Below are 20,391 nucleotides of genomic sequence, written 5' to 3'. Positions count from 1 at the left end.
TCTCAACGCCAAATATCTCGCACTACAGAATACCGTTTAGATCGCGACGGAACAAACGCCCAAGCCGATGACATCCGGCGAGACGAGGCCGAACGTGACCGGGCCGCGACCCGGCGTGACGCATTACGGGCCGATCCCGTCACGTCGCGACTCGCGGCATTACTGGGCGTCAGTACCGCACGCGTCGATCTGCTCTCCGGACTGGCATTCGCCGCCGTACTCGAAGGCGTCGCGTGCCTGCTGTGGACAGTCGCGCTCCGGCCGCCGCCGTCGTCACCTGCATCACCCGCGACGGCTGTCGTCCCCGCCGCCAACAAGGCCACTCTCCCGGCAGTCACGACGGGTCACACCAGTGAGGTTGCCAGTCGTGAAACCGCTACCGGCAGTCACGTGCCGTCTGACACTGACATGGCGGCGTTGCCGCGCACCGGGTTAGCCGGCGACGACGTCATGCAGCTCGCGCGCGACGTTGCCGCCGGTCGCGTCCGGCCAACGGTCGCCGACATCCGCCTGCATCTGGGCTGTTCGCAGGCCCGCGCCCTTGCGCTGCGCCGCCAGCTCGCCACCCTCACCCCGACGGCATAAGCCGGGCCTGCGCCCGGCGATCCAGTTTTTTCCACTCCCGCACTTGCGTTGCGTGTCCGGCCCGTCCGGAGGCCCTCGCTCGCCCTTTTCTGGAGCATCCCGTGGAGACCACCGACCTTGTCAAAAGCATCAGCATCACCAATCTCGCCAACCAGCGTGCCGCGGTCGTCGAACGCGTCCGCGCCGCGCTCGACCTGCTCGCCGAAGCCGAACAGCTCGCCAGAGCGGCACACCTCGGCTTTCCCCGCCTCGTACTCGATGACGCCTATGCCTGTCGCGGCAGGCCGGGCGTTACCGGAGACTACGCGAAGCGCGACGAGGCAAAAGCCGCCATCGTCAGCGTGATCGACTCGCGCGGCTGGAACTACCTGCTGTCCGAATCGGGGCTGCGCACCTTCATGGATGCACAGGCGCGCGGGCAGTGGGACCGGCAGCTTGCCGATGGCGACGTCCCGGAGCTCACCGCCGCCAATATCGAAGCCACGTTCGCGCAGCTCTACGGCGTGCGTGGCGACATGTTCGAGCGCGGGGTCATTCAATGCTTCCAGCGGCTGTCGTGGGACTACAAAACCAATCAGCCATTCAGGTTCGGCAGGCGGATCATCGTGACGTCTCTGCTCAGCTCCGGTTCCCCGAATCACCGGGTCATCGACGAACTGGACGACCTGATCCGCGTGTTCTGCGTACTCGACGGCAAGCCCGAGCCAGACCACCGGCACGGCGCCTATGTCCTCGTCTCGGACGCGCGGCAGGCACGGCAGACAGAAGCTGAAAACGACTATTTCCATCTGCGCTGGTTCAAGAACGGCAATGGACATCTGACCTTCAGGCGGCCTGAACTCGTCGACCGGATCAACCAGATCCTCGCGAAGCACTACCCGAACGCGCTCGCTTCAGAAGCGCAGTAGTGCCTCTTCACCGTCAGACGCATTTCGCGTCCGACCTTTCCCTCTGTTTCTGCGACCCCGCATCCGGTTCGGCCGGAAACCGGTGTCCGCTCTCTGACTGGAGAAGTCCATCATGAATCTGCTTTCGACCCAGCACGCTGGCCCGCACTTCAGGCCTGGCCGTATCCTCGCCACGCCTGCCGCCGTGGCGGTCCTCACCGATGCAAAAGTCTCGATCATCGATCCGTTGTGCCGTCACGGGCGGGGCGACTTCGGCGAACTGGCTGAACCCGATCGCCAGCAGAACAAACAGGCGATTGCGACCGGCCATCGCATCCTGTCCAGCCATGTCTTCACCGGCGGGCAAACCGTCTGGCTCAGCACGGATGGAAGATCGCCCGGCTACGATCGTCCTGTTGCCGGGCGATGACTGACATGCTGATCCAGCAATTTCATGCCGGTATCCGGCCCGGCCAGCAATTGACGGTCGCCGGGTCCGGCACGCCGCTCTTCAGCCGGCAGGGCCATTGGGACGGCGGGAGCACCCTGCATTGCGTCGCGATGGGGCTTGCCCTGCTCGACAAGCTTGCCGATCCGGTCGCGCTGCCGTATCACGCGGGCGGCAACGAACGGCGCGTATGGGATCGCGTCTGGCCTCACTACCTGCACGGCCTGACGCTCGCGGAACTGGCGAGCTTCATCGCCGAGCTGAATCTGGGAGTGCAGCCGGTCGTCTGCCCGGGTCCGGCGTCCGGGATCCTGCGCTTCATCTCCAGGGAATTGTCGCGCGGGCGACCGGCTATCGTCGGCTGGCGGCAGTCACGGCCAGTCCGCTGGCATGCAGCACTGGCGGTCGGCGTCGAGGGACGGCGGGATGAGCGCACGTTCCTGCCGAACGCGCTGCTCCTGGTCGATCCCGCTGGCGACGAACCCGGAATGGCTGGCTTTAACGCCCGGCTCGACTGGCATGAGCCGGAGTCGATACGTTATCGCTCCTGCCGCGCCCGACAGGTCGTCACGATCGAGGGCGCCGTCTCGATGCGCCCGTTGGTCAGCGCAAGCGCTGACGCCTGATCTCCGGTGGCGTCGCCGCGTTCGCGCGGCGCTCGCCCGTCGGCTTCAACGACACGTTGTTCAACGGCGCGAACAGCTCGGCCAGCGTCACGTTCAGTGCGTAGCAGATATTCGCCAGCGTCTCAACAGACGGATTGGCGATACCGCGCTCGATGGCCGAGATGTACGTGCGGTCAACGTGCGCCTCGAAAGCGAGCGTTTCCTGGGATTTCTCCGCTTCATGCCGGCATGCCTTGATCCGCTTGCCGAGGGCAATCGAGATCGGGGCAGGATGCGTAGCGGAAGAAGTTGAACGCCTGATAGTCATGGCAAGCAGAATGCCCGCCAGAAGACCAATTCACGACGCTATAAACACTTCAATTATAGTAGCATATACTCTACAAATAACACTGCCTGATGGGATCGCGAGCCTTGACTGGTCTCAATCGCAGCCGCAGGTTCGCTGCACGCGTTTCTGTAGTGTAAACACGTCAAATATTACATCGGGGAATGAAGCAATGTGCACGTGGCAGTACCAAAAGAAAAAGCCAGCGATTCAATTGTCCAGCACCCGGATCTGGAAGGGAGAAGCGACGACTGGCACGCACCTGCCCCTGCGGAGCTTGCAGACAAGCCCGACACGTCACCGGCCTGACAAGGCTTCCGCATCAGTCATATCGTCGTCAGGTTCTTCGTCTTCCCGCCCGCCATCACCGCGATGGTTGCCGGGCATCAGCTGACATCCGGCCCTCTTCGAAAACATGCCGGAATTGGCGGCCTCCATGGCAATCACGATGGGGCATTACCGGTAAGTCAGGGTGTTGCCGGACATCGATGACGTGCCACCCAGAAACGCAAGCGGTGCCACGGGAGCATTTTTAACTCGTACCTTGTCACCTTATGCGAGGTTCGAAAAAGGCCAATCAAGTCATGACGAATTTTATTCACCTCGAACCACAGGAAGTCACCATGAAAAATCAATCCGATATTGACAGCAGTGTCATTTTTAGCAACCAGTACCTCGGTAGCAGGCATGAAAAAATAATTCTCTGGCTTTTAGCTTTCGCGCCCTTGATCAGTCTCGTGATCCGTTCGATGCTAATCGGGTTGAACGCTGGAATCAGTGGAATCGAAGATGACCAGTTCGACGATTACATGGCATATTCTTTTTCCCATGCTCATTATTGGTGGGTTGCAGTCATTTGCAATTATGGCCTGACACTGATTGACTACCTTCAATTAAAGAAGCACCAGATCAACACGAAACAGTTCGGCAAACTGTCTTTTATCATCCCCGTTTACCTCTGGAGACGCTGCAGTGCCTTTCAGCAGTCCAGGGTGATTTTTTGGGTCTGGCTGGGAATCGCAATATTCTGTGAGCTTATGGTTCGCGCATTGATCCAAGGTTGACCTTCACCCCCCAGATTATCATAACAAATTTATAAAAGGCTTTAAAATTGAAAACCGAAAAATTTAAATCATTGCTGTCGCTCGTTGTCATTTTCGTGATGACCAGCTTTCTGGCTGCCTGTTCGGAGTCTGACAAGCCAGGCAAATCCGAAGCAAAGCAGGCCGTCAAAACTGCTCTGGGAGACTGCCAGTACATTGATGTTCAGGATTTCAAGAGAATCAATGGCATTCGTCAGCAGGACGGTAGCTACGTCGTCCAGGTAAGTTATACGCTCGATCTCACACCACCTGATGACGTCAAGTCATTCATCAAGAATACATATCCCCAATATGCGCAAACCACCAAAGAAAGTGTGGCTGATGCAAAAAAGACAGTCGACAACTGGAAGCAGGCTCAGGATGCCTGGGTTGCAGCCAACCCCGGCAAGACCGCTGACGATTACATGATGGAAAACCAGGAGGATCATTTAAAATATAATCGGGCACTTCAATTATACTCGTACACTCCTCAGCAAATTGACTCGCAAATTAAAGAGTATGGGCTCTTTCAAGTCGAAATGACTTTGGAAAAAGATTGCCCCAACACACCTCATCAGGTTTTCGACCAGTTATTCTCATCCAGAAATGGAAGCAAGCCGCTTGAAATAGATGATTTCACTGACGATGTAACGATGACAGCCGATTCGTTCGAAATCCGTATGATCAAGACCGACAATGGCTGGCAAATCGCCCAATAGTCGATCATGCGTACCGGGCCCTGATCTTCCTTGATTATTTCTCACATATAGAAGGAGAAACCGGTCTGTCGGACCCGGTCATCTTCAGGAGGAAAACGCCCAATGAGCCCCAATGAATTCATGGATTTGCAGGATAGAACGCAAGCACGGCACCGTATGGCGCGTCGCGCTTGACGCACTTGAGACCGCCATACGGAACGGGCAGGTATGCATCGGCGATGTATTGCCACCGCAGCGCTTGATGGCTGATTTCATGGGTATTCATCCCAACACCCTTAATCGCGCGATGAAACAAGCCGCACGGGAAGGGTTGATCACTGCGAGTCGCGGTCGCGGCACCACTGTCATCGGCCGCCCAGGGCCATGAACGGTCCATGTGTGCGCTGTAAAAGCTCACTCCGGCAGTACCCACCTACTACAACGAGGTCCAGAGAAAGATGAAGAACGCCAACACGGGAATCGCACGGTTCGCACTGTGCGCGTCCATGACCGCCATACTCACCGCCTGCGGAGGCGGCGGTGGAGGCAGCAATTCGGCGGCCGGCACATCCGGCAATGGTTCCAGCAGCCAGACCCAGATCAGCGGCAAGGTGATCGACGGCTACATATCCGGCGTCACCGTCTGCCTGGATAACGGTCAGAGCGCTTGCGACAACTCTCAGCCGACCGCCACGACCGACAACACCGGCAGCTATTCGTTCAAGGTTGCCGGCGACATGACCGGAAAGAAACTGCTCGCGATCGTGCCGGCCGGCGCGACGGACGTGACCTCGGGCACGACGCTCCAGAACGGGTTTACGCTGTCTGCGGTCGTCTCGGGTTCCACGCAGAACGTGACGCCGCTCACGACGATGGTCGTCGCACAGATGAACGCCGGCCAGAGCCAGCAGCAGGCCACGCAGTCCGTCCAGCAGCTCGTCGGCAGCCAGGTCGACCCGAATGCCGATTACATTGCCAGCGGCGATACCGCCACCGCCGCGATCTCTGCCGACATGGTCAGCCACATGACGACGCTTGCCGGTCAGGGGCCGGTTTCCTGGTCGCTGGTGCAGGCTACGCTGAATGCGTACGTGTCGAAGGGCACCGTCGACGGCGTCGGGCAGTCCGATGTCGACGCCCAGCTAACCAACCCGGCATTCAGCCAGGCGGTTGCCGCGACGACGGCGCTGGCTGGTCCGCTTTACACCGTGGACGGGGACATGTTGCAGCAGGTGCCTGACAGTGTCTGGTCTACCAGCGTCTCGCCGGTGCGGGAGAACTGGACACTTTCCGGCCAGACGCTTAGCGTCACCCAGGAGGTCCAGAGCAACGGCAAATGGTCACCCGTGTCACCTGTGGGCAGCTATGACGCAATGTTCAGCGGCAATTTCATTTCGTTGACCTCCGGCGAAGGGGCCTATCTGATGAAGACGGACGGGTCGTGGACGAACTGGCTCACCAACGACCAGCTTCATCCGGCGTATACGCTCTCGCAGACCGGTAATAATCTTGTCGGCACCGACCCGAACACGGGCGATACGGTCACGGTTTCGTACCGTACAACCGATGTATCGGGAGAGCCCCTTTCGACGGCATTGCAGATCGACTACCGCAATCCGGTACGCAGCTCGATGACAGGCAGCTTCCCGGCGGGGACGACAGCTTATCTGGCGACGATGCAGCATGCGAATGACCAGATCATGCTGACGGCCAACGGAATCGGTATACCCTGGCTCAATGGTGCATTTACGTCAATCGCTGCCATCCCGCTCACGGGGCTGACCGCCTTCCCGAATGGGCTGACAGTATCGGGTCTCGGGAGCGCGTCGCAAACCTATACGTCCGTGCAGCAAGTCGCCGGAACGCAGATCGCTATCGGGGGCAGTTGCCTCCTTCTGGATATCGAGGCAAACGGCGTTGCGCAGATCGTCGAAAGCGGTGCCCATGGCTGCAACTATGGCAATGAACCGCTTGGTTTCCCGGTCACGGGCAGCTGGTCGGTCTATCCCCGCAATCCGGACGTCATCACGATTTCCCTGCCGAAGGCAGTCGGTGCGCCCGACGTGCCAATCGACGACACGATCAAGAACACGATCAATGCAGGTGGTTCGCTCGTCATTGCCCTGATGAACGGCAAGCTCGTCAGCGGCTATATGGTTCCGGCCACTTCACCAACGACGGTACTGCAGGTTCCGGCCGCCCTGACGAACACCATTGCGACATCCATGCGCGCCGCAGCCGCCACGATCGGCATGCAGCAGAACCCGTAAAGCCAGCGCTTTCCCGGCAAGACTGGTACAGCCCTCGGGCTGTACCAGTCTTGCTGTACTGGCTAAATGCACCGGACCACTTCTCATCCAGCAGGGTGAACCCCTCTTCGGCCGCGAGACAGGCGCGAATCCTTGCAATACGATCATCAACAACTGTCATACGGACTGCGCGCTCAGATTATCAGGCGTCGACCGACATCGACTGCTGCGAAGCAACGAGCTTCGGCGGCGGCTCGCACTTGCAGATACAAAGATCGTCGTTCAATGCGGCATGGCGACCATCGGGCGCGGTCATCACCTGACGCGGACCATCGCACTTGATTTTCCCCGTCGTATGGCACACAGGGCATTGCACGTCGTCGCCCTCGTGGGCGACATCGCGGCCCATGAACTGGATCGTCGTAGGCGTAGCGACTACCGTCCCGTTCGCGGTGGTCTTGTCGTCGTTAAGAATTAAGCAACGCTTCATTGTTGTTTCTGTAGTCCAATCGATGGACAATCAAACGAGAAATGACGATCACCGCAGCTTTAACAGTTGCCGCCACGAGCCAGCTAAAGCACCTGCACGTTAGCGGGTCAAATCCCCAGCTTGGAGCCACGCCTCAATGGGCTGCTTGCCCACACGTTCGTAATGGATTTGCAGCCAACCGTCATCTCCCTTGCGGATCACCGTGACGCGATCGCCGTGGATCAGATAACCGCGGTGACTGCTGCCCACAGACGGCTGCGCATACAGCCATGCTCTATCAGGCTTTACGACCCATACTGCTTGTTCGTTCGTTGTCGCATCCTGCGACAATTCTCCACTGACCGATGGTGCAGGTTTAGCTGCCGCCTCTGCAGCCGGTCCTAGTGCAGCTTCGATCTTGGCGTAGTAGCTCGCGTTTGTGGCGCTAGGAGGATCGCATGCTTTGAGGTTAGTGAGACCGAGGGCGGCGTTCAAGTTATCCTTGATGTTGCTACCTGGCGAGCCGCTGTACTGTGCCCACAGACCCTGCGCCGTAGGCTTTGCAAGCTTGTCCATGGTCTGCGTCTCGCCAGAACCCAAAGTGTCGTCCCATGAGTCATTCTTCGCGTCCCACGTGCCACCGCACACGCCGCCTGAATCGTCGCGGAAAACACAACCAGTGGCCGTGTCAAGGATCGGGCAAAACTGTCGGCTCTCTAAGGCGGGCTTTCCCTCCTCAGTACTAACGACTCCGTTCCGTGTCCAGTTGAGCACGATGTATCGACCGTCAGACGACAAAGCATGCTCGACTGGATGAGAAAAGATGACCCCCCCTTCCGCCGTCAGTGATTCGTTCGGTACGATAGGTAGTGCAGTTCCGTCAGGGCGTATAAATGTTAGACGTGTCCAGCCAGCGCCGAATATTCGAAGCAGCTGCGAGGGAACCGGCTCAGACAGGACCAACCGCGAGTGGTTAGAAAAATCGACAATAGAAGTATTTTCGGCGCACTGTACGTCGTGCGCGGCGATCGCTATGCAAGCAAGCGAAGCGATTTGGGCTGCGATTCGGATGTTCATTGCAATGTCGATTTGAGATTATTGTAACGACCCGGCGCAACGGAAACTCCATTCGAGATCGCCATGCGGCGTGTCGTGCCGTATTGATCAGCCAAAGCTTGCTCTAGCTCCGCACGTGCTGGTCCCCAGTTGTTTGGATTGCGGGGCGCGGTAGGATGAGTAGCATACAAGTGATTGAGCGACGTCGCGAGGTCATCATCTACAAAAGCGGGCCGATTTACGCTCTGGTCAAGCACCGTTGCTCGGCCAAGGTCTCCCTGAAAATACTCGCCAACCGAATAGTCATAGTCGGTCGGACGGGAGGCTAAACACTTGCGCAGACGACTGACGAAATCCTTGATCTGCAACTTCTGAAACCGCAAATCAGATATTGCGTGCGCGATTGCTGCGACTGCTGGATTGGGCAAATACTGATGGTTAGTCTGCTTGTCACAACCGTCCCTAATCCTCTCTCGCAGATTCGCTCCGGTCATTAGTTGACCTCCTGTAACCTCTGGATGTGCAAACGAAAGGCGTGCGCCATCACCTGCGCCCACCACCGTCCATCCACATTTAGCAAAGAGTTCTTGATAGCCCGACTCGCTTTCTGCACGGAAATCCGCGACTTGCTGGGCAAACTCTCCTCCACCATCACTTGGGCGCATGGTCTTTTGCATAGCGCCAGCAGTAATAACTTGATCGTCGTAAGACTGAACCGTGTCGAGCTTACCTTCGTTTGGCGCCATAGCCGCGATGATGCGACTCTCACTTGCAGTCATCTCACCATTAAGCTGCATTGCCTGAAGTGCGGGCGCATTTGCGAGTGTCATAGAGCCCCAATAACACGGACCATAGTGTCCATTCCAGCGCACGACCTGAATTTTTTTATTGAGGCAACAACCGCAAGCACAAGCGTCAGGATCAAAAAAATTCCCCACGATACCAACGGGATGCAAGTGATAGACACTCGGTGTCGACACCGGTTTCAATACCTCTTTGCACGCATCCCACATCTGCAATTGCTGGATTCGCTCTTTCTCTGTCGTCCAATACGGCAGGCCATCGTGCATAAAGGGGTCGAGCGCATCCCATTTGGTCATCTTCCCGCCCCACTCGCTTTCATATTTCACCACCAGATGATCGACCCGGCTCGCGCGCCATTTCAGATTCAATGCGGAGAGCAAATCCTGACCCTGGACCCTGCCGTGTGGTTGGGTTTTGGGCGTCAGAATCTCATCCAGCTTCTCGATCAGTGGATTGCTTTTCGCCACATTGAAACCGGCTTCGAAAGCGCTCTGTTCTTCTGACGTAGCCTTATCGCCTTTCAGATAGAGATAACGCCTGTAAAGGTCGACCGTCGCCAAACTCGACGACAGTAGCTCGAAACCAGCCCACGCCCATTTGTTCTGCAACGAGACATTCGGCTGGCCTGATGCGCAGACGAAGCCATCGACCGTGTTCATATTGGCGTCGCCCGCGTCGACCTCGTACCAGGTATGCTTCTGGTCGTCCATGTGCCCGGTCAGACCCGCGATATTGACGACACGGGTATAGTCGCTCGTTCCGGACGGTGCAGCCGATAACGATAGCGGAAACGAATTCCACGCGCGCCGCGTGTCTGTGCTCGCCAGTTCGCTGCGTGCAATCCAGTAATTCGTTGCGCTGGTCGCCCCGGGGGCCTTGACCTGCACCTTGGTCCACATGCCTGTCTGCGATGCGTCCTGAGCAAGCGTCACTGCGGTATTCGCGGGCAGCGTCAAATCACCGGCGCTTTTATAGCCGTACAGATTTGCGCCTTTTGACAGTACCAGTTGCGTCTTCGGCTCTTGCGTCAATTGCGCCGCACGTGCCCGGCTGCGCGCCAGAAACGCCTGCAAATCGTCACCGGCGAACACCTCGACATGCAGCAATGCCCGCTGCGGAGTGGGCGGCAACGGCGAAGCATGTTCGGCATTTTGATATTCGCCCAGATAACCCACCACGTCACCGGCACTGATGCGAACGGGCTCAGGCAGCACGTAGACACTGTCGAGGGCCGCGGGATTGATCTCGCTATCGAGCCAGTCAAGAAACACCCAGCCATGCGAAGCGTCCGGCGGCACCGGTTTCCCCGGCTGAATCGGAACTATCTCACCGGAGATGACGCTCGCAATGCGCCCCCAGTGCTTTGGAGCATGTGCCAAACGTTGCATCCTGACTTTGCTGCCCGAACGCAAAATACCGATGCTCTCGCCTGCATGACCCTTGTTGTCACGATGCACATGTGAACCCATGACCGGTTCCCCGGTCTTGACATCCTCCTGTTTATCCTTGGCGCGCTGGGCGTTGACCGTATAAATCGGCTCGGCATTGTAGTAGCTGGGCCAGGTTTTCTTGTTCTTGTCCTGTTCCGAGTGCTGATACACCGTGCAGGGGGCCAAATGCATATACAGGCTGAAAAAGACCAGCGAATCCGCCGGGTCCGTACTTAGCTTGTTCGGTTCATTCTTGGCAGGTGCTACCGTTGACGGTTGCGTCGGAGAGTTATTTGCCGGCACCGCAGGCAAGGTCAGCTTGTGCTTGACCAATGTGAAGCTTCGCGAATATAACACCGTCGATTTGTCGGGATAAGACAAATGCTGGTAGTCGCTATCGAGCCGGTAAGCGACGACCTCACCATCGGCAATGCAGCGAACGCCACTACTGCGGTCCATCTCGCTATCCGTGACCGTCGATGATGTGCCAGTCTGATCGAGGTGAATCCCGCCATGCCATAGACCGTTCAAGCCTAGAGGGAAGGAGCCATCGCTCCCTTGGAGGGCGGCCAGGTAGGCGTCGGGGTTCACCGTGCCAGTCGCATTTTTTTGTGGAAATGGATAGGCCCATTGAGAAACCGGGGTCAACGTATCGCCATTGTCAGCTGCCATGCAGTATGTTTCCTGATTGTTCTCATAAAAGCGCCGCGTGCTCCCCGGCACCCTGCTGCTTCGCTACGCGCTTATCCCGAAAACGATGTCGAACGCTTCGGCTTGCCATCTGCGGCTACCCATGACGGGAACGTCGTATCGAGCCGCGTCGGTCCCGAGAAGTTATGTGTCGCCCCCTTGATATCGATCTTGCCGGGGGCGTGAATCTCGATGTTGCCATCCTTGATCCGGATATACGCGCCGCCGGAAGTCAGCAGGATTTCCTGCTTTGCAGCTGCCACGATATTCTCCGTCGCCGAGAGCACCTTCACCGTTTTCTGCGCCGTCAATTCGATGTTATCGCTCTGCGCCTGAACTTCGACCTTCCCCTTCGCCGCAAACAGCTTCATCCCCGCGTTCTGCACAAACAGGCTGATCTTCTCAGCCACGCTCGCCACCAGCGATTTCCCGCTCGCGATGAACGTACTCTGGCCGCTCACCACATTGGTCTGCTGCCCGCTCGCGATATGCACCGACTGCTGCGTTGATAGCGCAATGCCGGATGGGCTTGCAAGCAGCATCACGGGTTCCTTGAACGCGTTCGCGCTGCCCGTGCCCCCGCCCGCCGTCCTGCCTCCCGACTGCGAGCCCTGTACGCTGCCCTGCGTCGCATCCGTGAAGCTCTTCAGCGCGTCGTGACCGGTATCCAGACTTTCCGCCTGATGCTGCTGGCTGGCTTGCGACATCGCCTCCATGGTGCTTTCGGAACTGACGAGTTGCTGCTGCGCCTCGCGCACGTCCATCTGCTGGCTGTTCGCCGCCTTCGGATACGTCGTGACGTACATCCCCTGTGCAGCACTCACTGCACCGTACGAACCCGTAGTCAACGCAAATCCTGAGCCAAGGTATGAACCGCGCGTGTTGCCGCTCTGGTCGATCAGGTACCCGAGATGCAGCATGCTGTTCCCGCTGCTGCTCATCAACTGCATACGGTTCTGTCCGGTTGCATCGTCGAGGACCATCTGGTTATAACCGGAACCCGAGTATTCCTTCGACCGAAACCCCGACAGGATGCCGTCGCTATGCCATTGCGGCTGGACGCTCCCGTTGTAGACGCGGTGGAGCACGATCGGTCTGTCGCAATCTCCGCCAACATAACCGATGAGGACTTCTTCGCCGACCCGGGGAACGTGGACGCTCCCGTAGCCGCCGCCCGTATCCGACTGCGCAACTCTCACCCAGCACGATGCACCCGCATCCCCCGGATTCTGCCGGTCCCAGATGAACATCACCTTCACCCGGTTCAGCTCGTCCGTATAGACCTCCTCGCCCTTCGGTCCGACGACAACGGCCGTCTCCAGATGCATCTCCGGCTTCTTGTGCTCGAACGGGCTACGGTACGGAACCGTAACGCGCTGCGCCTCGACTTCGGCCAGAAAGAAACCGGCTGAACCGTCCGCATGGGTAACGGTTTCCCCAGTATGCTCGGCCTTTGCCTGCGCCAGTTCGCTCTGCAAGCTATGCGGAAAGCTCGCCTCCTGATTCGACAGCGGCAGGTTGTTCTCGATATACCGTCGCACCTTGATCGCCGCAAACTCGCACTGACTGGCCGCATCGCGGTCATGCTCTGGATGACCGCTCAGCTCGAAGCGTCGACCGGCATCGATGCCCCGGACACTACCCGTGCCAAAGAATCGCTTGGCCCGCGACTCCCATTCTTCCAGATGAACTTTCGAAAGCTGCTCGCCGCGGTCCTGGGTCAGATACGTGTAGGCGCCAGTGTATTCGTAGACTTCCGCCTGTTCCGGCAGATTCCCCTGTCCAGGCATCGTCGGCAGCGAAGTGCCCTTGGGGCGGACGGAAGACGATGGTGCCTTGTAGTCGAACGTACGCGTCGTATAGGTGGTGCTCTGCAGGGTGCGCGTACCCGACCATTGCGTGAAGGCATCCGTTTCGCTGCCCGTACCCGACCGATAGAAACTGAGCGGATTTGTCGACGCTTCATCAAGCGAATAGATGTCATCGGTCACGACCAGCGTATGCGACTTGCCGTCCCCGGCATGGCGCCAGAAGCCGAACAGGCCCTCCTCCTCCATCAGCCGCTGCACAAAATTCCAGTCCGTCTCGCTCTGGCGGCAATAGGAGCGTTGGGGCAACGGCTTGCGCAGGACGAACTGAAACTGGCCCTGCGCCTGCGGATGCATGTTGAAGACATCGGTGATGATGGCGTCGGCAGTCTTGTCCTGCCAGTACCGCATGTCACGGCGGAAGCGCAGGAAGTGCATCCATGATGCATAAACCAGTTGATAACTGGACAGACTCCCATCGCTGCCCAGCCTTCTCGCCGTGTGAATATAGCCATTGATCGGCAGGCAGGATTTGTCGGCCTGCTGAATCCACAGCGTCATCGGCTGGGCAATGAGCGTCTTGAGCTGGACATCGCCCGCGCTAGACACCATATCAAGGGTGACGCTGAAATCCCGGCCCAGCTCGGAACAAGTTACCGCCCGGCGCGGCACAAGCGCATTATTCGGTAAAGACGGAATATCCGTCTTGATCAAACGGTCCTGCTGGATCAATCCGCCACGGATTATCTGGGCCAGTTCGGTCGAATTCATGCGTATTCCATATTCTTGTGCGTTGCAGGCCGACAGCTTTCGTTCTCAACGGAACGGCCCCGACTGTATAGCCGGCCGATTTTAGGTTTCAGGAATATGCCTCGTCAACCGTAAGATAATCATGGATTGTAAAACCCGCCTGAAAGATAACCCGAACTTAATCTGGAACCTGAAATGCGGAGGCGTGAGCCGTATTACACCAGCACTGCACCCAACGGCAGCATAGCCGGCATCTGATAATCGTATTCAATCTGCATGCTCGATACCTTGTCGAGTCATACATGCAGGAATCGTGTTACAGACGACAGCGACACAGCCACCAACCCGGTCAATCCAGCGAGGTCGGGGGTCACCGAACCGGCGACCTCCTCTCAGGCGCGAACGGTGATATGTCGTCACTGGCCAGAAACCTAGCGAGCCGCGTCTGGGCGTCGGCAATGATGTAAGCGGGAGCACTCAGAAATTGTTGATCGCGGAGGGACAGCACCCGCTGGATTGCAATCATCCCTTCAGATGATCCCTCGAATCGTCCCTCGGCTTTACCGCGAACCGCACATTCGTGCAACGCAGTTTCCGCGAGTCGAAACATATCGGGATCAGACCGGCCCTGAGTTACGTCGTCAACAAAGTATGCGCAATAGATCGCGCTGAATAGCTGGCCGATGATCGATAAATTACCTTGACCCGTCACGAGCATATGGTAAGCCATATGGTGTTCGATCGATTTTCTGCGGGCGACCGACACCGGAATGGGCAATAACATCTCCTTCGTCATCGGTTGCCGTGTCCTTCGCTGCTGCCGTCTGGTCATAGTACGGGGCCGTTAAAGATTTCTTCGATAATGCCAACATATCGATCAGGCAAGGACAATACCTGGTTTGTGTTCTTGTCTGAAGATCGTTCTGGCTCCCCTTGCGAAGATCAGCGCGCACATTGCGTCCGCCGGGGTTCGCAATTCGGTAGTCGCGACCCTGGTGGCGAAGAATGACTCGCTCGATTTAGCCATCGAACTTCTGTAACCGACCCGTTTGCGGCATTCAGGCTACGAATCTCGCCGCCCGGAAGCAGACATCCTGCACAGGCCGCGGCGGAGATCTCTCCGACCCGCCGAAACCCGTTTTTTCGAGCGCTCAATGGTTCTAGGACACCGAGGGCTTGGTGGCATTGCACGGTGCCAACGCTTCGCGCAGCTTCGTCATTGCAGAGCTGTGGGCGGCCGCAGCCCATTCTGGCTTGAATTCCGTTGCTAGTGCCATTGCCTTAGCGAAGTCCGGCATGGCGTGGGACTGCTCAATGGCGTCGCGGTACTCGGCAGCGGTAGCCTCTGCATCGATGGTGGCTTCAAAAATTCCTGCGGCGTTCAAGCAATCAAGCATCACCGAACCAACCACCGATTCGCACTTTTCGATGACATGTAGCAAATATTTGTCAAATGCGACGAATGTCTTTTTCCGACTCTGGTTTTGAACTTTCGGCTCCGCAAGGACCATCGGGAAGTTACCGTCAATGTGCGCAGCAGACGTGATATTCAGCCCGCGGTGAACGACTGCATTGCGCAGCTCACGAATGTAGGAGTAGTTCGCCTCACCGTCCTGAAATCCATCAAATACTAAGCGCGAATACAACTGCGTTTCAAAAGTGTTTGGCTGCAGCGTAGTCGTTTCACGGAAGAGTTCGGTCGCTGCCAGAAGATTCAAAAAGTAGCCGGAGTAATGAACTCTCATGTCCATCTGATCAGTGACGGAGAGTTGGGTGCGGAACGAGAGCGCGGCGCGCAGCGCAGTCTGTCTTGCGGACATGTACCACGATAGCGAATAAAGCATATCTCGGTTGGCGAAGCTCAAAGTCGTCATTGGTCCTCCTTGCGGACGCTAACATTAAATCGGACGAAGATCGTAGCTTAAAAGTAGTACTGCCCGAAAGGCGACATCAGCGACCGACAGTAACTGGCCGGCTACCGACGCTCCGACCCAAGATAGATTCAGTGCACTCCCTCAGTGCACCTCAATGTGGACTATCAATCGAACAGCGCCGCGTACGATTCGGCTTTCAGGACGACGACTGCGCCAGCAGCACACGTGCCGTGGCGCGGCCACACGGTACACGTGCGCTCGCACCACGGTCATTCGAGGAACACGTACTCCGCTAGATAGGGGCTCCGCCCTTCCTCGCCCTCGCGCACACAGGCTTGCGCGGGAGCCGCGCCGCCGTGCGTGGCAAGCCGCTGCACGTAGCGCACCGTGCTCAGGAGACCCAGACCGCCCGCATTGGTGGATGAGAGGAGCAGCATTGGGATCGCCGCGCCGTCGTCGGGATTGGCGGCGTGCTGCAGCAGCTTGCCGGTGATCCGGCTGCCGTCCGGCGCTTCCCACGACGGTCCCGCGCTGTGCCTGACGACGAGCTGGCCGGAGGCGTCGTAGAGATCGGCTTGCGGCGCCTGGAAGGTCCACGCCAGTTGATTCGCGGCGTCGCGCCTGCACACGTAGATCTGCACGCCCGATGCCTCTAGCGAGGCCACCACGTGCGTCGCGCCGGCGGGCTGCAGAACGTCGGGCACCGGCGTCTGGGCTTGGGCCAACGAAGGCGCCACGCTGCCAGCCAGCGCCGTCGCGATCGCAAAAGCGCGCCGCGTTGCCCGGCGGACGTCACGGCCGCCTCTACGAATCGATTGGGTCATGCGCGTTGTCCCTCGATGAATGTCTCAGCGTACCTGCCGATCATACCGGGAAACCGCTGCGAGACGCGGGTGCCGCCGCGCCGTCACTTCGGGTCGTGTACAACGGGCCCGCGCGCGTAATCCACGACATCGGTTGATCAGGTGTGCACTTCATGCTACTGACGCATTCCGACCCGGAGCGGTAGTTCGCGATGAGCCGATCAAATGACGGCTTTGGTGTGAGGAGCGGGCACATTCGCCGGAGACGATCCCCATCGGACGCTCGCTACGCACGATTTCAACGTCCGTTCGGTACCGAAATTTTATGGATCCTGGATTCGGTGCGCCGTTATTCCGCCGCGAACGACGAAGGAAACATGTCGCGCCCGTTATCGCCCCTTACGCGGCGGACGTGGCCATTTCCTCTTCCTCGTCTAGCACTTCCTGGGGTACCAGCAGTGACGTGGTGACTTCGACGTTGTCGCGCAAGCGTCGAAGCAATGCCTCACGCCTCTTGCAACAGAAGGCTTCGAAATCTGCGAAGCACAAGCTGTCTTCTCCGGTGAGCAGCAGGTCTGCAGCTTTGAAGCCAGTATGGGGCTCTGCCATCCAGTCGACCAGCGCCATATCCTGCTTCGACCGGTTCTGCGATGTATGCAGAAGATGCAAGTTCGCGATCGAGTTCCAGTTGACAGGGTCACTGTAGAAATTAAGGCGATCGGGCGCGTCCTGGAGAAACGATGCCGATGCGAGCGCCGCCTTGTCAAAAGCGCTTGCCGGATGCAGGTGATCGATGTCCAGAAGCAGATGTTCGTTGACTTCAGGGAAAAGGAGATTCAACACCAGGCGACAACGCGGATCCCCGTACTGAATATCCAGCAGACTTTTCAGGTAATCCTCGTCGAAACGCAAATCCTTGTTGGTGGTTTTGAAGGCGTCGATGATTTCCTTCAACGGGAAGGCGCCCTTGGACCTGTTGGACGTGACGACATTCCTCATTCGTGTCAGCACGCCATCCGCCTGTCCGCCGAACACCCCGCGCAGAAGAGCCATATTGAGCCAGCGCGACAGGTCCGCCCGCTCGTCACGAAGGTGATTGAGGTTGTTGATGCTCAAATAGAGCGGCTCGCCGGCATAAGACTGGCGGTAGAGATAGTAGGCCAATGGGATAACCGCGTTTTTGGCTCTCAAAGACTGGTCGTTAAGCCCGAAGCGGCGAAGCAGTTTGAACGTTTCGATCACGCACGCCCTGATCCCTTTCCACTGCTCCTGAATCTTGCTGACCTGGTTGGTGTCAAAGTTCTTGACTTTGAACTTCACGTCGGCCTCAGTCAGCATGAGACACGTTTTCAGCACCCAGTCGCGGCCTATCGAGAAGTTCATAGCCGAACTTTGCCGTACTTCGACCACGAGATCATCGATATCCGTGCGAGCGTCGCCCTCCCAATTGGCGATCGCGATCGACATGAGCAGATCTGAGAAAGCAAGCGGCGTGCCCCCGCTATTTGTCCGGATGAACACGTCCAGGACGTGATCGATGTCCTGGCTTTCCTCGTTGTAGTAGTGGATCACCTCTTGATGCCGAATGACGTAGTACAGGCGGGTTAATGTATTGCGCGCATACTCGTTGTCCGCCAGGGAGTGCTGCCTGAGATAAGGCAACACCACTTTGGGTCGAATCTGGTCCAACGAAGCCACTTCCGGCAGTCTTAACACTTGACCCACTTCGAACCAGTGAGAAGAAGGGTCTTCCGCGTACTGTTCAACCTGGCTCTCAGCCAGGAAGCGGAAGTCGTACTGTGTCATCGACTCGTTTTCCTGTCCCTCCAAGCCCTTCGTCAAGTTCAGGAACAGGCGTCGCGGTGGCAATATCTCATCGTTTCGTGTGTTGGGCCACCAGACGCGAGGGCGCTTATAGGCATACGTGCCCTTCAATCCGATATAGATCGATGTCAACCGTTGCTGGCCATCGATCACCGCCTTGAAATCTTTGAAATCCCCATGAGTGGGAACATGATCATTAGATTCCTTGAATCGCTGGCAGTAGTGAGTCAAAAAATCGTAAAAGCGGTAATGGTTCTTGATCGCCGTGCTTGTGACGTCCCACATCATGAAGGTGCTGATCGGGTATCCTCGCATCAGCGAGTCGAACAGGACGCAAATCTGCTGCGTCGACCAGACGAAATTGCGCTGAATCGCTGGTAGCAAGAATGTTCGATCATCAATGTTCCGTAGCGCCTGACGAATCGAGATCGGCTTTTCGAATTGGCCTGCCATTTGTGTGTTTCTCCAAATCCTTTTTCAATGCACGTCGACATCGGCACGTTCTATTCAATAGTCCGTGCGTTCCCGTAGATACGCCTCGGTGGTTCAATTGCACGTCCCTCAGTTGAAGGGAGGCAATATCGGATAAAGCCTTCGTTCGACGGGAACGACTATGCCAACGCCATTTCGAATGCTTCTTGCGCGTCAAAACCCTCCATGAGGAGCGCCAGAATTTTCTCCCTGTGGTTACGAATAGAGGCGGGAAGTCGTGCCTCGTTTTCCTTGAAGTAGGCGAAGAGCACGTCTCGAGCCGCAACTTCCGAAAGCGGCGTTCGCTTGCTGATACGTATGGCCTCGACCACTTCCGCTTCGAATACAACGACATCGACTTCCCAATTGAAGGCGAACGCCTCTTTCTGAAGCTCGCTTGCCTGAGCAAGCCCCACGTAGTTTGGACCGGGCACGGTCGTTCCCCGCTGAACTACGATACTGGCAAGATCCGGAACGCCACGGCGCAGGCAAAACGTACGGATCACGTCAAGAATTCTGCCCGACGACCGCGGGATGGCACGCCGAATTTCGCTGTTGTCGGGGTATATCGCCCGAGCTCGTTCAATTAGAACGCCATAGCTGATGAGCTTTCCTTGCTTCGCGCATTCGACCAGAATAGGGAAGAGGAGACTGGCCAGTCGAAGCGAACGTTCCGTGACATTCGGATACAGGGGAGCGATTTGGCACATGGGCGCGCTTTGATCGATGTGATATGTGTAATCTCCCGATCCTGGAAAACTAGATTGGGTAGCTGGTTATCGGCTACCTGATTAAAACCTTGAGTTTCCTGCCCACGCCTTTCAGGCAAGAAGGTCCGCTGTCTGGGGCGGAACTGACATCTGAACATCCACATGAAAGCGTTTGCGACCGGCCGTTGGTAGCCAAATCCGGGCCGACGGCGAACGCACCAAACCGACCCACAGCGGCCCTACGCCGCTCTCCAGAGCGGACGGTCAGGCTTTGCGGGCCAGTATCCACCCTAGCTTTCCGCTCGCTAAAGCCGTTCCAAAGAGCACGATCGCGCATCCAGCGATCATCACCAATGTGATCGCCTCCCTTAGGAAAGCTGCGCCCCAAATCATTCCAAAGACAGGGATAAGAAATGTGACAGACGCAGCGTATGTGGCACCGACGCGCTCAACGAGCCTGAAAAACAACACGTACGCAAAGCCCGTACACACCACGCCGAGTGCTGCGACGCATGCCCAGGTCGACGGCGCGACGCCGTGCTTCGGCCAGAAGAACAGCGCGAGTGGGATCAGCAAGGTTGAGGCAAACAGTTGACTGCCAAAAGCGACAACGAACGGATCCACGCCCGCCAGATGACGTTTGGAATAGTTGACCGCAAACCCGTAGAACAGAGTCGCGAGCAGCGCAGCACCGATTGCGAGCGGGAGATTGCTGGCACCGCCGATGAGGGTGCCCCAAGCCAGAATCGAGTTATCGTCGGAAGTGGTGTATGCGGCGTAGGGAGGAGGCAGGAGAAGGCGG

The 20,391-nt window shown here is 57.7% G+C and carries 19 protein-coding genes and 1 pseudogene; 8 read left to right on the top strand and 12 right to left on the bottom strand.

Going from position 1 to position 20,391, the window contains the following annotated elements:
- From V8683_RS29930 to V8683_RS29915, 4 genes and pseudogenes are all read left to right on the top strand, one after another.
- Nucleotides 1–585 (top strand): annotated as a pseudogene (locus V8683_RS29930) (hypothetical protein); the annotation flags it as partial.
- Nucleotides 586–686: 101 nt separating this feature from the next.
- Complete coding sequence (locus V8683_RS29925) at nucleotides 687–1,493, top strand: DUF4942 domain-containing protein (protein WP_411188350.1); 807 nt, start codon at nucleotides 687–689, stop codon at nucleotides 1,491–1,493.
- 112 nt (nucleotides 1,494–1,605) lie between these two features.
- Nucleotides 1,606–1,902, top strand: a complete 297-nt coding sequence (locus V8683_RS29920; RefSeq protein WP_411188349.1) for a hypothetical protein — start codon at nucleotides 1,606–1,608, stop codon at nucleotides 1,900–1,902.
- Nucleotides 1,903–1,907: 5 nt separating this feature from the next.
- A complete protein-coding gene (locus V8683_RS29915) occupies nucleotides 1,908–2,546 on the top strand; it encodes a hypothetical protein (RefSeq protein ID WP_411188348.1) in 639 nt (212 codons plus the stop codon).
- On the opposite strand, the gene V8683_RS29910 is transcribed toward V8683_RS29915, so the two are convergent.
- On the bottom strand, nucleotides 2,524–2,853 hold the full coding sequence (locus tag V8683_RS29910) for a helix-turn-helix domain-containing protein (RefSeq protein WP_411188347.1): 330 nt from the start codon (nucleotides 2,851–2,853) through the stop codon (nucleotides 2,524–2,526). The genes V8683_RS29915 and V8683_RS29910 overlap by 23 nt on opposite strands.
- 641 nt (nucleotides 2,854–3,494) lie before the next feature.
- On the opposite strand from V8683_RS29910, the gene V8683_RS29905 reads away from it, so the two are divergent.
- Both V8683_RS29905 and V8683_RS29900 read left to right on the top strand, forming a co-directional pair.
- Nucleotides 3,495–3,935, top strand: coding sequence for a hypothetical protein (locus V8683_RS29905; protein WP_411188346.1), 441 nt, complete (start codon nucleotides 3,495–3,497; stop codon nucleotides 3,933–3,935).
- Nucleotides 3,936–3,982: 47 nt separating this feature from the next.
- Complete coding sequence (locus tag V8683_RS29900) at nucleotides 3,983–4,672, top strand: hypothetical protein (protein WP_411188345.1); 690 nt, start codon at nucleotides 3,983–3,985, stop codon at nucleotides 4,670–4,672.
- Nucleotides 4,673–4,790: 118 nt separating this feature from the next.
- Here V8683_RS29900 and V8683_RS29895 read toward each other — a convergent pair whose 3' ends face one another.
- The gene (locus tag V8683_RS29895) at nucleotides 4,791–4,937 is read right to left on the bottom strand and encodes a hypothetical protein (protein WP_411190598.1); all 147 of its coding nucleotides are present in this window, start codon (nucleotides 4,935–4,937) and stop codon (nucleotides 4,791–4,793) included.
- Between V8683_RS29895 and V8683_RS29890 the strand changes: the two genes are divergently transcribed.
- Both V8683_RS29890 and V8683_RS29885 read left to right on the top strand, forming a co-directional pair.
- Nucleotides 4,896–5,039 (top strand): GntR family transcriptional regulator, encoded by a 144-nt coding sequence (locus V8683_RS29890; protein ID WP_411190483.1) that lies wholly within the window; start codon nucleotides 4,896–4,898, stop codon nucleotides 5,037–5,039. The two genes, V8683_RS29895 and V8683_RS29890, sit on opposite strands and share 42 nt — an antisense overlap.
- 70 nt (nucleotides 5,040–5,109) lie before the next feature.
- Nucleotides 5,110–6,921, top strand: coding sequence for a hypothetical protein (locus tag V8683_RS29885; protein ID WP_411188344.1), 1,812 nt, complete (start codon nucleotides 5,110–5,112; stop codon nucleotides 6,919–6,921).
- 181 nt (nucleotides 6,922–7,102) lie between these two features.
- On the opposite strand, the gene V8683_RS29880 is transcribed toward V8683_RS29885, so the two are convergent.
- The 10 genes from V8683_RS29880 to V8683_RS29835 form a co-directional block, all read right to left on the bottom strand.
- Nucleotides 7,103–7,390, bottom strand: a complete 288-nt coding sequence (locus V8683_RS29880) for a PAAR domain-containing protein (protein WP_411188343.1) — start codon at nucleotides 7,388–7,390, stop codon at nucleotides 7,103–7,105.
- A gap of 99 nt (nucleotides 7,391–7,489) precedes the next feature.
- Entirely contained in the window at nucleotides 7,490–7,945 is a 456-nt protein-coding gene (locus V8683_RS29875) for an SH3 domain-containing protein (RefSeq protein WP_411188342.1), read from the bottom strand.
- 497 nt (nucleotides 7,946–8,442) lie between these two features.
- A complete protein-coding gene (locus V8683_RS29870) occupies nucleotides 8,443–11,331 on the bottom strand; it encodes a hypothetical protein (protein WP_411188341.1) in 2,889 nt (962 codons plus the stop codon).
- 71 nt (nucleotides 11,332–11,402) lie between these two features.
- The gene (locus V8683_RS29865) at nucleotides 11,403–13,928 is read right to left on the bottom strand and encodes a type VI secretion system Vgr family protein (RefSeq protein WP_411188340.1); all 2,526 of its coding nucleotides are present in this window, start codon (nucleotides 13,926–13,928) and stop codon (nucleotides 11,403–11,405) included.
- A 349-nt stretch (nucleotides 13,929–14,277) separates the two neighbouring features.
- Entirely contained in the window at nucleotides 14,278–14,703 is a 426-nt protein-coding gene (locus V8683_RS29860; RefSeq protein ID WP_411188339.1) for a hypothetical protein, read from the bottom strand.
- A gap of 364 nt (nucleotides 14,704–15,067) precedes the next feature.
- Nucleotides 15,068–15,781, bottom strand: a complete 714-nt coding sequence (locus V8683_RS29855; RefSeq protein WP_411188338.1) for a hypothetical protein — start codon at nucleotides 15,779–15,781, stop codon at nucleotides 15,068–15,070.
- Between the two features lie 269 nt (nucleotides 15,782–16,050).
- Nucleotides 16,051–16,605, bottom strand: a complete 555-nt coding sequence (locus V8683_RS29850; protein ID WP_411188337.1) for a DUF3455 domain-containing protein — start codon at nucleotides 16,603–16,605, stop codon at nucleotides 16,051–16,053.
- Between the two features lie 378 nt (nucleotides 16,606–16,983).
- Complete coding sequence (locus tag V8683_RS29845; RefSeq protein ID WP_411188336.1) at nucleotides 16,984–18,861, bottom strand: DUF262 domain-containing protein; 1,878 nt, start codon at nucleotides 18,859–18,861, stop codon at nucleotides 16,984–16,986.
- Nucleotides 18,862–19,019: 158 nt separating this feature from the next.
- Nucleotides 19,020–19,589, bottom strand: a complete 570-nt coding sequence (locus tag V8683_RS29840; protein WP_411188335.1) for a hypothetical protein — start codon at nucleotides 19,587–19,589, stop codon at nucleotides 19,020–19,022.
- 264 nt (nucleotides 19,590–19,853) lie between these two features.
- Nucleotides 19,854–20,391: DMT family transporter (locus V8683_RS29835; protein WP_462880720.1), on the bottom strand; the 538-nt coding region annotated here is incomplete at its 5' end.

The organism is Paraburkholderia sp. AV2 (assembly GCF_054968425.1).
This window is presented reverse-complemented; position numbering and strand designations above follow the sequence as displayed.